We start from the raw sequence: 13,754 nt of genomic DNA on the forward strand, positions 1-13,754 counted from the left end.
GTCAGGGTGGCGCGGCCCGAGTCCCACCTCGTGGCCGCGCCGCGATGCCGCGTGTGTCCGCCCATCGGTCGGCCTCCGGAGTGCACAACGCAACAGACGGACCATCACGCGGCCTACGCAGCCAGCGTGGTGCACGACCCACCTGGGACCCGTCGCTCACATGGCGGGAGGCGGGTAATCCGTGGCGACGCATCCCTCTTGGAGGCGGACGACGGTGTGGCCCTCCTCGGGCGGCTCGTAGCCGGGCACGCAGTACAGGTAGAGCAGACCTGCCTCCAGCAGCTTCTTCTCGCATACCTGGTCGGTCTGCACGCCGAAGTCCCGGCCGATCATCATCGGCCGCTTCCGTCGCTCGTCAGCGTCCGGGGACGCCCGGCCCCGCAGGAAACTCCGCATGTCCGAGGCGCGGAAGAAGTCCGTCCCGTACGTCACCTCCTCCGTCCCGCACGACCCGGCCCCGTCGATGCCGCCCATGCGCTGCTGGAAGCTTCGCGAGCTTCTGGGGAGACCGGCAGCAGTTGCGCGATCAGGACGGGTACGACCAGCACCGGCGTGTCGGGCAGCCACGGGCCGCGCCTGAGCCTGCAGGAAGATTCATGTGCACCACAGCGGGCGGCGCCGCCTCCTGGACCAGCACCATGACGGCGACCGAGGTCATCGGAGCTGGCGTCCGAGGCGATGTCGCGGCGCTGCCAACGACTTCAGGCCCTCGGCCATCAGCCGAACCACACCACCAGGCGGACGTTCGTGTCCCCGTGCACCGCCGCGAGCCCGCCCATCGTCGCCCACACCGGTCCCCAGCGGTCGCCGTCCGGCGGGGCGAACATTCGGGGTGTGAGGACCACGGGGCGGTACACCGCCCCGTTCAGGTGCACCTCGCCGCCCTCCGGCCACTCCGGCGGCATCAGATACTCGCCGAAGAGCTCCTCCGCGGCGTCAAGAACCTCGAGCGGAGTCCAGCGCACGTCGTCCAGGACGAGTTCGCCGTCCGGGCCCGGCCACCACTCGCCGATGTGCATCCAGGCGGGACCGTCGGCGAGGGCCCCGTCCCAGTCGACCGCCGCGACCTCGGCCCAGGTGGCGTACGAGTGGCTGTGGTTCACTTCGTCGTCCGGGACGTCGTCCGAGGCGTCGTCCGGCTTGCCCCGCTGGTCGAACAGCGCCCGTCCGTGTTCCAGGCCAAGGCCCCCGCCGTAGCCGAAGAGACACTCCCGGGCGTAGCGGTCGCGTACGAGCGCGCAGTCCGGCAACCAGTCGCGGGTCTCCCAGCGGCCGTCGGCCTTGCGCACTTCGATCAGACCTTCGATGTCAGTCCCCACGGGGGCGATCCTAGTTTCCCGCCACCTCCAACAGCCCCGCGGCATCGGAGCGTCAGGCCGTGGTTCCGCACGTCATCGAGACGTCTGGCGATCCACAGGCCCTTGACCAGAGACACACAACAGACCCTCCCCGCCGCCGTCCAACCATCCACCCTGCGTGGCCGGTGCCGGCGCAGGCGCCCTCCAAACCTGGCCGGCGGGCCTGCGGGTGCCGCTGCGACTGGGTCGGTTGGGGGCGGTCGCCGGCGCCGCGCAGGATCCCGAGCCAGGCTCCGGCGCCGCCCGGCGCCCTGGCCGCGCTGATCGGCAGGGCGAGCCGCACAACACGCCTGGCCCGTACAAGACCGGCAACCCCGGTCTCGCCTCCCACGACCGACTGCCGTACTGCGTGGTGCGCCATCCGGGCACGTCCCGCCCGGACAATGGCGACCTTCGACGGCTTCGTGTGGAGCGCGCCCGTCCAAGCGATCGACACGGCCGCCGTCACCTCCGGGGCCGGGATGACGGCCCGCAACGGCAAGGACCACTTCGCGACACGCTCCGGCACGACGCCCCCCCACCCGGTCCGTCGACTTCACCGGCGAGGTCGCCGACCTCCGCGGCGGGTATCCGACCGAGTCGGCATTCCCCGCTGCGGCTTGACCTCAACCGCGGTCGAGGTCCGAGAGTGATCACGTGATCGGGGCCTGCCGACGGCCCTGCTGGAGCGCGGAGAACGCGCACAAGAGGGGGAACGCCATCATGAAGGCTGTGCAGGTGGACGCGTACGGCGGTCCGGAGGTGCTGGTCCCGGTGGAGCTGCCGGATCCGGTCCCCGCGGCGGGCGAGGTCGTGGTCCGGGCCGAGGCCGTAGACACGATCTTCGTGGAGACCCAGATCCGGGGCGGCTGGGGCGACCGGTTCGCCATCCGCCCGCCGTACGTGCCCGGGGGCGCGGCGGCGGGAACGGTGGTCGCGGTCGGCGAGGGCGTCGACGAGGGCTGGCTGGGCCGCCGGGCCCTCGCAGCGGCGGGCACCCTCGGCACGTACGCGGAGCTCGTCCGCGTGCCGCTGGAGCGGCTGGTCGCCGTACCGGACGGGCTCGGGACGGCAGAGGCGGCCGCGCTCGGGCACGTCGGGGTGACGGGCGCCGGCATCGCCGCGGCGGCCGGGATCACGGCCGGCACCCGCGTGTTGGTCCTGGGCGCGGCCGGCGGGATGGGAACGCTGCTGGTGCAGCTCGCGGTCGCGGCGGGGGCCGAGGTCATCGGCGCGGCGCGGGGCGCGCAGAAGCTGGAGCTGGTGCGGAGGCTGGGCGCGCACAGGGTGGTGGACTACACGCAGGAGGGCTGGACCGGGCTGGTCGGCGGGCCGGTGGACCTGTTGCTGGACGGGGTCGGCGGGCAGCTGGGCCGGGCCGCGTTCGCCCTGGTCCGTGACGGCGGCCGGGTCTCGGCGCACGGTGCGCCGAGCGGCGGCTTCGCCGAGCCGGACGCGCAGGAGGCCGAGCGCCGCGGGATCACCGTCACCGGCATCCGGGAGGTGCAGTTCGGGCCGGAGCAGGTGCGGCGGTTGGCCGCGTTCGCGCTGGGCGAGGCGGCGGCGGGGAGGCTGCGGCCGGTGATCGCCCGGACGTTCCCGCTCGACCGGGCGGCCGATGCGCACCGGGCGATCGAGGCCCGCGAGATCCCGGGCAAGGCGCTGCTGGTCCCGTGACGGGGTGCGGACCGCCGAACCGACTCGTTCCAGGTCCGTGCCGCTGCCCACCAGTCGGGGCATGCAGCGGACAGCGGCAGGCCGGACGGGGCTCGTGGGGCGGAGGCGGCCCGGGCGACGGCTGTCCGGCCGAGAAGGGCCGCAGCGGCGGTCAACGCGACGAAGGCGGAACCCAGGCGGAACCCAGACGGATCCCAGGCGGAAGCCAGGCGGAACGCGGAGGTGCGGATCCCGCCGGCCCGGCCCCGCCGCCACGCCCCGTGCAGGGGCGGTCGCGGATGCCACGCCCAGTTCGGCTCAAGGTCGGCGGGGCGGGGAGCGCCTTCAGGGCGGCCCGCCGTTCCTCTGCTCCGTTCCGGCTCATCGCTCGCCCGTCCGGGCTGTCCGCCCGTCCGTACGGATCACGCCGGGAAGCCGACGGCCGTTGCCCGTGGTCGGCTTGGCTCGGCTGGTTTGCGGTCTGTGACGGCCGGCCGTACACCGTGGAAGAAGGAGTCCCTGATGTCTCGTCGGCATGTCCAGGCTGTCCTCGGTCTCGTGGCGGGCGCGCTCGCGGCGGTCCCCGTTCCGGTCGCTCACGCCGCCCCGGTGCAGGTGCCCTGCTCGGTTCCGGATCTCGTCGCGGCGATCAACGCGGCGAACGGTTCGCCAGGACCTGACAGGCTCCGATTGGCGCGCAGGTGCACGTACAAGCTGACATCGCCGGACCCGGTGAACCCCGGCAACGGGCTGCCGGTGATCACCAGCGAGATCGCCATCGACGGGCGCGGCGCCACGATCGAGCGGGACGAGCACGGGAGCAAGACTGCGAAGTTCCGTATCCTCTTCGTCGGTCCGACGGGCAACCTCACTCTCACCCGCACGACCATCAGCGGCGGCTTCGCCACCGACTGTCCTGCCTTCCCCGACCCACCCGGCCTGGCCTGCGGCGGTGGCATCTCCAACGCCGGGACGATGCGGGTGAACCGCAGCAGGTTCATCGGGAACACGGCCCGGTCCGACCTGTTCGCCCAGGGCGGCGCCATCGACAACCCCGGCACCGGCAGCGTGAGCGATACCGAGGTGACCGGAAACCATGTGATCTACAGCGGGAGCGGAGTCGGCGGCCTCGCCGCGGGCGGCGCCATCGCGAACGACGGTCCGCTGACGATTACCGGCTCCCGGCTGACCGGGAACACCGCGACCGTCACGGCGGACACCGAGAGCGTCGCCTTCGGGGCAGCCGTCATCAGCTTCGCCCGGACCACCATCGAGAACACGACCATCAGCAACAACCGCTCCTTCGCCCCGGGCGGCATCGCGCGTGCCGCCGTCTCCAACGGCATCCCGGAGCCCGACAGACTGACCGTGACCGGCGGCGCCATCAGCGACAACACATCGGACGCTCCGCGCGGCCTCGCCCAGGGCGGGGGCGTCGCGAACAACGCCCTGATGACCGTGACCCATGTGAAGATCAGCGGCAACCGGGCGGTCGCCGAGAACGGCACCGCGCGCGGCGGCGGCCTCCGCGTGGGCCCCTTCGGCACGCTCGACCTGACCGACAGCCACATCACGGGCAACGCGGCCAGCGCACCGAACGGCACGGCTCAGGGCGGTGGCCTCGACAATCCCGACGGCGGGACCCTGACGGCCAGGCGCAACAAGATCCTGCGCAACACCGCCACCACGAAGGGCGGCACCGCGCGCGGCGGCGGCCTCTACCACGCCGGGGGATCCACCGGACGGGGCACCACCAGGCTGGAACGGAACACCATTTCGCACAACCGGGCGGGGGACGGCGGCGGCATCTTCAAGGCATCCGGCATCCTCACCCTGGGCGGCGACGACATCCGCGACAACTCCCCGAACAACTGCAGCCCGGCCGGCACGGTCCCGGGATGCACCGGCTGACGGTCCACGAGGCACCGCATGCCGCCGCGGCCGACCGGCCGCGCCCGAGCCCTCCGGCGGTCTTCCGGGCCGCCGGGGTCCGCCGGGGCATCAAGGCGGGTGGGGGCTGGGCCCCGGCGAGATCACCCAGCGGGCCATTGAGGGCGCGCAGGGCGAGCGGGTCAGAGCTGCCGGGGGCGCGGAGGAGGCGTCGTCGGGTGACGCCGCTGCCCCGGAGCCAGCGCAGACGGTGCTGGCATCGGCGGCGGACTGGAGCGGCTTGAGCACCTGCCGGATCCTACGTGCCCGAGTTTGGGCGTAGAGACGCATCGGCGTGCTCCTGGTTTCGTGAGGGGCCGCGAAGCAAGCCGGCTTCGGCCGGGCTGGTGGGGCGGTCGTGACGAAGGGCCCGGCCGGTCGCTTCTTGCGCGCCCGCCACCGATAAGACCTGCCGGTCTTGGTTGGGTCGGCGGAGGGGCTGCGGCGCCGGCCATGGTGAGGCTCCCGATCACGGCAGCCATGACGGCAACGTCACGCAGCTTGCGCATCGCATCCCGTTTTTTCGTCTGAGCCAAGCGGCCGATGGTGACTGAGACATCAGGGGTGGCTGCCGTGCGTGACGATGGCCGCCTTTGCGCCGCCGCGATACGCCGCCCCGGCACCGCAACCGCTCCGCTCGTCGGAGTGGTCCGGCCGAGGGGGGGCGCAGCCGTTCGCAGACGGGCGCTCAAGCCGCTCCTCGGGCGGCGAAGAACCAGGGCACGGGCAGGTGAACCAGGCGAACGTCAACCAGGATGACGTAGGTCCGGATGATGTACGTCCACGTGCAAGGTGTGCCGATCGAGCATCGGGTCCGGTCGCGGAGGGCGCTTGTAGGCGCAGAGCCAGGAATCACCGGCCTCGGCGCAGTCGCTTCCGAGGGGCTCGGAACCGGGGGCGAGACACGTCGGGCGTTGTTCCAGCCGCCGCCGTGGAAGTTTTCCACGACTGCGGCCGGGGCGGCGAAGCTCCTCCAGCCGACGGGAACGGCCCAAGGGGTCAGACGCCTGCTCCAGGCTGTGCTCCACCCGGAGCGCCCTCTGTAGTCTCGCCGCTCGGCCGCGTTCCGCTGGCCGCGGCGGCGGCGCCGGCCACGAAGGTGTTGTGTGCTTCGACGGGAGTCATGACGTCACTCTTGTCGGCACGCACTCCCGGCGTACTCCCCTCGGGGGTGCTCGGACGTCGCCCGATTTCGATCTTGCGGCGGTGCAGCTGCGTGGCCCTGGGAACGGTCACGGTGAGGACGCCGTCGTCGAGGTGGGCATCGCAACGTTCGCGGTCGGCTCCGGAGGGCAGAGCGGTGCGGTACGTGAAGCCGCCCTTTCGGCGGGTGAGCACGTTGTCGCGGTGTTGTCGGGACAGCTCGCCCCGGATGATCAGTTCGTCGCCCTCCACTTCGATGTCGATGTCCTCGGCCGGGTAGCCCGGCAGCTCGATCTTGAGGGTGTAGGAGGTGTCGCTCTTCTCCTCCTCGGCCATGGGAAGCCATGCTCCGCCGCCCCTGGGTGTGGCCGCGGCCTGTTCCAGGAACCTGCCCATCTGCTCCCTCGTCTTGTCGAAGTCCTTGAGCGGGTGCAGCGCTCGAAGTACTCCACCAGAACCGCTTCCGCGGCGTCGTATCGGCAGGACCATCCCCTTCACCTCCCGTTTTGGGTCCGGCGCCGGGAGTGCCTCCCGTACAGGGCGACTAACCGCGTCATCAGCCGCTAAACCATCGCGACCTGCGAAGAGACGGCACGGCCGCCGCGGGCAGGCGGGACGGGCACCGGGCGGGGCGGGGGAGGGGGCGTAAGGAGGGCGAGGCCTCCACGCTGAAGCAGGGCGTTTCGGAGGACTGGCCGACGACCGGTGCTGTCCTCCTCCTTACGCTCCTCCTCTCCGTACGCTCCGGACCCGGCCCCGAACCGGACCGGCCGGTGCCGGGGTCGGCTCCGGGCGACTGCCCCGCGCCCGAACCACGTCCTCGCCGCCACGGGCGTCGCCCACCCGGCACTCGGGCGTCCGGCCGAGGCCACGGCAGCACTCCGGGCAGCGTGGGAGGCCGCGTCGGCCATGGAGGACCCGCGCCAGGCGCTAGCCTGCCCGACCTCGCCTGGGCTCAGTGGACCGCCGGACGGTGCCGGCAGGCGGCCGACACGGAGGCCCCCGGGCGGACTGCGCGACCATCCGAGAAGATCCGGCAGTGGTACCCCAGTACCCGGGAGCACCGCCGCATTCGGCGTGGACCCCGCATCCCCGCCGTGGCGGAGAATCGGCAGCAGAACCTCGGCGGCCTGGCAAGGGGCGCATGGCCGTGGCACCGGGCGCGGCTGGGGCGTCGAGGTCCGCGGAGCCTCTTGGGGTTGCACCGACGGGCGGCACGCTCATCCCGTGCCGCCTGTGCTCGTGCGAGGAGTACGGCTCAGAGATCATTTACGGGACAGGCCTTGGCCGGTTGCGAAAGTGGATCTACGCTCGTGCGCGACGTCGCGCGCTCAGCGTAGGATTTCGAGCCGCACCCTCTCGTTCGGCGTTGCGATGTCCCAGAAACGAGCGGTGCCCCGCGCGTTGCTGTAAACGCCCGTACCGCCGGTAATGGCCATGTCGAGGGGACCCGCGTCCTTCGTCCACAACGACTGCATCGTCAAAGACCCCTGCGCGATTTCCATCGTGATCAGGCACTGCGACATGAGTTCTTCGCCCTTCACATGAATGACCTGACAGGTTCCGCCGCCGCGTCCGACATCGTGCCCGTCCTTTACGGCAGTGCCGGAGTAGACGTCCATGTCGCCCAAGCTCCGCCCTGCGGGGCCGAGATCGACAGCCGTGTACTGATCGTTCCGTACCTGGAGTTCGAGGACCTCGACACCCCCTCGTTTCGGCGGTCCGGCCTGTGCGCTGTCAACGGCCACGGCCCCGACGGCGACTGCGGCGAGCGATGCGGCGGCAAATTTCATGAGCATCGCTCGTCTGCGTGGACTCCGTAGTTCCCCCCGATGTCCTGCAACGGAAGTGGACGCCGAACTCGTGGTGACCATGGTGGAATGCTCCTCACTGTGATTTCCTCGTGCGAACGCCTTCGTCGTCGCCCGCCGAGCTGGGCCGACGAGCCGGTTGGGGATCAGGCGGGCTGGTCCTTGTCGGAGGGGAGCCAGACACGCATGGTCGCCGGGTCGATCGGAATCGAGATGTGCTCGTGGGTGATCGACCACGTGCCGTTCGACCGCCGGAGGCAGACGCTCTCGCGTACCCATATCGACGCCTGTAGGCCGCCCTTGCGCTCTCCCGAGTCCAGGTGGAGCATGTGCGCGAAGGCGGTGTCCCCGCTGGTCGCGAGGGTGAGGTCGTGCGTCTCCAGGCTGATGGGGCCGACGTATCCGTCGAACCAGCGCAGGAAGTTGCGGCGGATCTCGTCGGTTCCGGTGAACCGCAGCGGGGGGACGACGTCGTAGTAGACGGCGTCGGCGGTGTAGAAGGACATGAGCCGGTCGATGTCCTTCGTCTGCTGGGCGTCGGCGCGGCTCGCCAGGAGCGCCCGGATCTCGGACTCGTGGGTGGTCATCGCGTACTCCTTCGGTAGGGAAGTGCTCTGCGGGACGGAATCAGGCGGCCCGCGCCAGGGTGTGCACATCGCCGCTGGCGGTGTCGGGGATGACTGCGACGTTCACGGGATCCATGCCGGTGCACCTCCGTTTGCTTTCCTTCCCGTGCCGCTACCAGTACGACGAAACGGCCCGGCGAAATGTGAGGCGGGGCGCCGATCCCACGTGTTCGCGGTCGCGCGTCAGGTGACTGCCAAGAGCAACGTCAGCACCCGTTCGTAGGCCGACGTCCGCTCCCGTGGCGTTCGACGTACGCTCCCACCCGCAACGCACAACTGAGCATGGGTGGCCGTACGTGGTGGCCTCCAGCGCGCCCGGCATGCTGGAGGCCGTCGCGGTGTTCCAGCCGTGGCCCGCGGGGGAGAGTGGGGCCACCGGAGTCACGAGGGCGGAGCGGGCGGTCGGTGACTCTGAAAGAGAGGACTGGTGAGAGGAGACCCCGTGATGTTGCGGCCGCCGGGGGAGTCGATCGATCTGGAAGCCCGGTAGAGCGACGTCGACCGTGCCGATCCGCAGTTCGTGTGCCCGGTTGATGACGGCGCCACCTGCGGCCTCGGTCAGGTCGTAGCCCTCCAGTACGCGTACGCCGACTCCGTCGAAGAAGTAGCCGAGCTCGGGAGCAAGGGGCGCGCTGGCGAAGGACGGCGGCGAGCCTGATCGAAACGTCCCAAGCGCGAGGACGGGTCTGCAGCCGGCCCGCCCGGTCTGTGCCGGTGTCGGCAGAGCGGTCCCGGCGGAGCCGCATGTCTTGGAGTCGGGGGTCGGCCGGCCTCAGCACCCACGTCGCGACGGCGAAGGCCAGGAACATCAGCGGCGGCCCCGACGGGGCAAGACCGTCGCCCAGTGCCAGATGGGACACCACGGCACCTGACCACATGCAAAGACACCCGCGTACCCGCGTACGCCCATTCCTTGATCAGCCGGAATCCAGGCACGACGTCGTTACGACCGCACCGAAGGGACACGCGCCCAGGATGTAGGCGGGGTAGTCCGGGTAGCCGAGGTGCTCCAACTGGGCTTCGATCCAGTCGATCGTCGCAAGGTTCCACGCCGATCCGGCAATCAACTGGAAGCCGCGAAGATGGCGCAAGATGGCCGGAGCGGGCCCCTCCGGACGGTTGCTCGGCGGGGTCCGGTCCGCGGCCACGGCCGCGGCCTGACGATTATTCCTGTTCAGTGAGGGCGCGGGTGGCTTCCCGCTGTGTCTGTGCGGAGCGGTGGAGGAAGTCGAGGATCACGGCGAGCTCCGTGTCCGAGTACTGCGCGTACAGATCGGCCAGCTGAGCCGCGAAGGCGGCGAAGAGGGGCTCGAATCGCTCCTCGATGCCCGGAACGGTCTCGACGTTGACCCGCCTGCCGTCCTGCCGACTCCGCACTCTGCGGGCGAACCCCTTCCGCTCCAGCCGGTCGATCAGCCCGGTCACGGACGCAGGCGCCAAACCGGTGAGTTCTCCCAGGTCGCCCGCGCTGAGGGCGCCGGACCGCTGGAGCAGGTCGAGTGTCTTCTCCTCGACCGGGCTGAGGCCCATCCGGGCGCTGATCGCCGCGTGGTACATGACGGCCGCGTTGCTGTGCGCCCGTCCTGCTTCCCCGAGTCGGGTCAGGAGTTCTTCCCTTGACGGTCCCATGTCCGCTCCCTAATATTTCGTTCGGCCGAACGAAATATATCAGTGAAGGGGAACCGGTATGGGCGCCCACGAGAGGGAGATTCACGAGCTCTTCGCGGAGTACTGCAGGACCTGGACCGAGGGTGACTCGGCCGGATTCGGCCAACTGTTCACGAAGGACGCCGACTACGTCTCCTACGACGGCAGTTGGGCAGCCGGCGTCACACGGCTGCAGGACAACCACGACAAGCTGTTCCGTGGCGTGATCGCCGGATCGGCGATGGTCGGTGAGATCGAATCGCTGCGGTTCCTCACCGACTCCGTGGCCGTGCTGGTGGGCAATGGCTCGGTTCTCATGCCCTGGCGCAGCAACCTGCCGAAGCGACGGCTGTCGCGGCAGATCATCGTCTGTGTTCGCACCCCGGCGGGCTGGCGGATAGCGGCGATCCAGAACGGCAGGCAGCGACCGGTGACCATCCCGGAGCCCGACTCGATGCCATCGAGGATGTCGCAGGCGATGACCCGGCTGGCCCAGCGCATCGGCATCGGCAGGGCGCGCGAGGTCACACTGCCGTGACGACGTCGGCCAGCAGCCCACCTGCGTCGCCTGGCCCGCGCCCCGCCCCCGCCCTGGTCTCCTTGTCGAAAGCCAGGTCTGGCGATCCTGAGCGCCGCGTCCCGACGGGATCGCCTACCCAGCGGCGAAGGCGAACCACTGTCCACGGAATACTGCACACCCGGCCCAGGGGCGAGGGCCGTACGGGGCGGTGTGACATGGGCGTACGGCACCGGACCGGTGCCTGGCTGTACGGGCCGGGTGCGGACGGCTCGCCGGCCGGGAGGTTCGGGGGATCGGCTGAATGTCGGGCGGGTGCCCGGCGGCTTTCCCTCCAGTTGGGGCCGTTCCGTGGCCGGGGCTGGAGGTCCGCCTGCCTCTGCTGATCGGCCTGTTCGGCTTCGCCGCTCAGTCGGTGGTCATCGTGCACAAGGCGATGAGCCTGGTCGTGGTCCTGGTTGCGCTCCCGGCCCGGCTGGCGGCGGTCCCGGCCGCAGGGGTGGCAGCGCGCTGGCCGGTCGAGGCCACCTGCTGGGCGGCAGCCTGCTCGGTGCCCGGGCGGGCGCGACACGGGCGGTGCGGATGCGCTCAGCCACCCTTCACAAGGTGTCGGCCGCTCTGATGGTGCTCATGGCGGCCGCGTTGGCGGTCACCCACACCATCACGCCGAGCGCGCTCGCGCCGCCGGTGTGAGCAATGACGATTTCGACGAGGCCATCGACGTGGCTGTCGATATAGCGCCCAGAACACGAGAGCCCGGTCCCGCCCAGTTCCTCGGGCGTAACAAACCAAGGTGGGGGCGTACGTGATGCGGGCGTGGGGGTAGCCGGCCGCCTCTCACCCCCCGCAGGGCAGAAGGCTCTGGCCGACGGCAACGAGCTGCCGCCCCGCCCGAAGGCCAGCACAGGCGCTAAGGCCGTGAAGCCGGGTTCGGCCCGCATGCCGTCGCGGTGACCTCACGATCCTCCCCCTACACCGACAAGGTCTTCGCCGGCGGCCGTGAGTACCTGACCGACTGGCAGGTGGAGGTGAACCACGCCATCGAGGAGACCGGCCTGAGCTTCAACACCGACGCCGTCCTCGTCGTTCCGACCAAGATCAGCGAGGTCCGCCTCTTCGAGATCGACAACGGCAGCCTGTCCCAGGCCCGCCTCGCCAAGGAGGTCTGGGACAAGAGCGCTACGCCGGGCAGCGTGTCTGGCAGTCAGCCCGCGGCACCATAGGCGGCACGTTCCCCCTCTGGCAGCGCCACCGCTACAACCGCTACCAGACCTTCTGGTGCGCTCAGGCCAGGGTGGGCAAGCCGGGGCGAAGTACCGCCGGGCAGAGCGCTCCTGGATCCCGAGCCGTGCGGCTACGGTGCGGACGTGCGGGCGAGCCCGGGGCTGATCTGGGCCATGCCCGGATCGTGACATCGAGCTCTGGCAACACCAGCTCAGCACCCGCATGCATGGATGGATCGTCGTACGCACGTCGGATATGGGAAGGCTGGCGCTTCAGACGCTCTCCTCACAGCCGCCGGAAGCCCGACAGCTCTGGCGGACCGGACGGCTGCCTGGTTCGAGGCGACCCTCGCGCGCCCCTGGTCTGTTGCGAATGGCAGCGGGCCGGGCAGACGTACGCGGTCCGTTGCGAGTTCGCCGATAGGAGCCGAGGCCTGAGCGATGGCTTCGAAGACGCACGCGCCCCCCCACCGGCTGCTGCGGATCCGATTCCCCGCAGCAGGCGTTGTTCGGGGCCGGGGACGGATCAACCGCGCTGGCTTGGCCGAACCAGACCTGATCACGCAGGTCAGAGGCGGCCACCCCGATCAGTAGTTGTGGGACAGCTCTTACCTACGCTCGATACGACAGGCTCACAAGCTGCCTCCTCACCGCTGCTTGACGAATCGACGACGCCCACATCCTCCCGCTGGCCGGCGGGCCGTCGACTCATCTGAACAATTTCCGGACAGCCCTTAGCCAAGACGGGATGACAGGAAGGGTGGGCTTTCCGTCATTGCGGACACGCGCGCAAGGCCCATAGTTTGAGCTTGTCGCGATTCGGCACCCTTCGCGTAATCGCAAAAGGCAGGGTGTGGAATGAGAGTGAGTCATCCATGCGTCAGATTTCGAGATTTAGCGCAGTTGCTGGCGCGTTCGCGCTTTGCGCACTCAGTGCTGGTAACGCCTCGGCAGTTGGGGTTCAGAAGGCGTGAGACTCTCCCCTATGCCGGGGGAGGCGGATCCTTCCCCGGCACGAAGGCGCGACCCCGTCCGGCACCCAAGTTGGTAAAAACGCGGACTTGACCCTGACGTCACGTCAGGCGTCATGTTCATGAGACGCGATCCACCGGCGCAGGGCCGGTGGTCGCATGCATCGCTCCCCTCAGGAGCGACTGTGTGCATCCATGTTGAAGGGAAGCGTGAGGAGCCACATGAACACCTGGAAGAGCGGACGCGGACAGAAGCGCACGTCCGGCAACGGACTCCGGAAGAACCCGCTGCCGACCGCACGGATCGGCCTCGCCGCCCTGACGCTCGCGATTACCGCCCTGGGCGGCGGCCAGGCCCTCGCAGCGCCCCAGGCCGGCGCCGCCGAGGCATCGAGCCTGCTCGCCCTGTTCGAGAAGGCCACGCTCAGCGGTGCCGTCTCGGATCCGTTCGTCATCACGAACAACAGCGGCAAGGCCCTGGAGATTGAGAACTCGTCCACCAAGAACGGCGCTCGCGCCCAGCAGTGGGAATACACCGGCCAGTCCGGCGCGGTGTGGCGCTTCAAGCGTGCGGATGACCACTCGGTCTACATCGTGAACGAGAAGAGCAAGAAGTGCTTGGAGATCGAGAACTCCTCCACCAAGAACGGAGCCCGCGCCCAGCAGTGGACGTGCAACGACCAGGCCGGCGCGAAGTGGCGGATATACAGCGCCACGACGGGCGACGGTAAGACGCGCCTCCTCTTCAGGAACCACAGCGGCAAGTTCCTGGAGATTGAGAACTCGTCCACCAAGAACGGCGTCGGCGCCCAGCAGTGGGAGAACAAGGGCCAGTCCGGCGCAATGTGGTACTGAGCCGCCAGGAAGCGTCCTGCCGATCCCGCCCACCATGGC

12 protein-coding genes are annotated in these 13,754 nt (G+C 70.0%); 5 read left to right on the top strand and 7 right to left on the bottom strand.

Translation table 11 applies throughout. The annotated features are described in order from the left end of the window. Positions 1–156: 156 nt before the first annotated feature. Both ACFV7Q_RS29905 and ACFV7Q_RS29910 read right to left on the bottom strand, forming a co-directional pair. On the bottom strand, positions 157–474 hold the full coding sequence (locus tag ACFV7Q_RS29905; protein WP_385433058.1) for a hypothetical protein: 318 nt from the start codon (positions 472–474) through the stop codon (positions 157–159). 242 nt (positions 475–716) lie between these two features. Then, on the bottom strand, positions 717–1,319 hold the full coding sequence (locus tag ACFV7Q_RS29910) for a hypothetical protein (protein ID WP_385433060.1): 603 nt from the start codon (positions 1,317–1,319) through the stop codon (positions 717–719). A 741-nt stretch (positions 1,320–2,060) separates the two neighbouring features. Here ACFV7Q_RS29910 and ACFV7Q_RS29915 point away from each other — a divergent pair. Together ACFV7Q_RS29915 and ACFV7Q_RS29920 are read left to right on the top strand one after the other, a co-directional pair. Next, positions 2,061–3,014 (top strand): zinc-binding dehydrogenase, encoded by a 954-nt coding sequence (locus ACFV7Q_RS29915; protein WP_385433062.1) that lies wholly within the window; start codon positions 2,061–2,063, stop codon positions 3,012–3,014. 501 nt (positions 3,015–3,515) lie between these two features. After that, a complete protein-coding gene (locus ACFV7Q_RS29920; protein ID WP_385433063.1) occupies positions 3,516–4,904 on the top strand; it encodes a hypothetical protein in 1,389 nt (462 codons plus the stop codon). 1,017 nt (positions 4,905–5,921) lie between these two features. On the opposite strand, the gene ACFV7Q_RS29925 is transcribed toward ACFV7Q_RS29920, so the two are convergent. From ACFV7Q_RS29925 to ACFV7Q_RS29945, 5 genes are all read right to left on the bottom strand, one after another. After that, on the bottom strand, positions 5,922–6,554 hold the full coding sequence (locus ACFV7Q_RS29925) for an Hsp20/alpha crystallin family protein (RefSeq protein ID WP_385433065.1): 633 nt from the start codon (positions 6,552–6,554) through the stop codon (positions 5,922–5,924). A gap of 842 nt (positions 6,555–7,396) precedes the next feature. After that, complete coding sequence (locus ACFV7Q_RS29930; RefSeq protein WP_385433066.1) at positions 7,397–7,858, bottom strand: hypothetical protein; 462 nt, start codon at positions 7,856–7,858, stop codon at positions 7,397–7,399. 164 nt (positions 7,859–8,022) lie between these two features. Further along, the gene (locus ACFV7Q_RS29935) at positions 8,023–8,463 is read right to left on the bottom strand and encodes a YybH family protein (protein WP_385433068.1); all 441 of its coding nucleotides are present in this window, start codon (positions 8,461–8,463) and stop codon (positions 8,023–8,025) included. Positions 8,464–9,419: 956 nt separating this feature from the next. After that, on the bottom strand, positions 9,420–9,650 hold the full coding sequence (locus ACFV7Q_RS29940) for a hypothetical protein (RefSeq protein WP_385433069.1): 231 nt from the start codon (positions 9,648–9,650) through the stop codon (positions 9,420–9,422). Positions 9,651–9,666: 16 nt separating this feature from the next. Then, on the bottom strand, positions 9,667–10,131 hold the full coding sequence (locus ACFV7Q_RS29945; RefSeq protein ID WP_385433071.1) for a MarR family winged helix-turn-helix transcriptional regulator: 465 nt from the start codon (positions 10,129–10,131) through the stop codon (positions 9,667–9,669). 58 nt (positions 10,132–10,189) lie between these two features. On the opposite strand from ACFV7Q_RS29945, the gene ACFV7Q_RS29950 reads away from it, so the two are divergent. The 3 genes from ACFV7Q_RS29950 (at position 10,190) to ACFV7Q_RS29960 (ending at position 13,715) form a co-directional block, all read left to right on the top strand. Next, positions 10,190–10,687 (top strand): SgcJ/EcaC family oxidoreductase, encoded by a 498-nt coding sequence (locus ACFV7Q_RS29950; protein ID WP_385433073.1) that lies wholly within the window; start codon positions 10,190–10,192, stop codon positions 10,685–10,687. Positions 10,688–11,616: 929 nt separating this feature from the next. Next, positions 11,617–11,889, top strand: a complete 273-nt coding sequence (locus ACFV7Q_RS29955) for a replication-relaxation family protein (protein WP_385433075.1) — start codon at positions 11,617–11,619, stop codon at positions 11,887–11,889. Positions 11,890–13,082: 1,193 nt separating this feature from the next. Next, positions 13,083–13,715: an RICIN domain-containing protein gene (locus ACFV7Q_RS29960; RefSeq protein ID WP_385433076.1), complete on the top strand. Its 633-nt coding sequence runs from the start codon at positions 13,083–13,085 to the stop codon at positions 13,713–13,715. The last annotated feature ends 39 nt before the right edge of the window (positions 13,716–13,754 follow it).

Source organism: Streptomyces sp. NPDC059851, from assembly GCF_042732005.1.
Classification (GTDB): domain Bacteria; phylum Actinomycetota; class Actinomycetes; order Streptomycetales; family Streptomycetaceae; genus Streptomyces.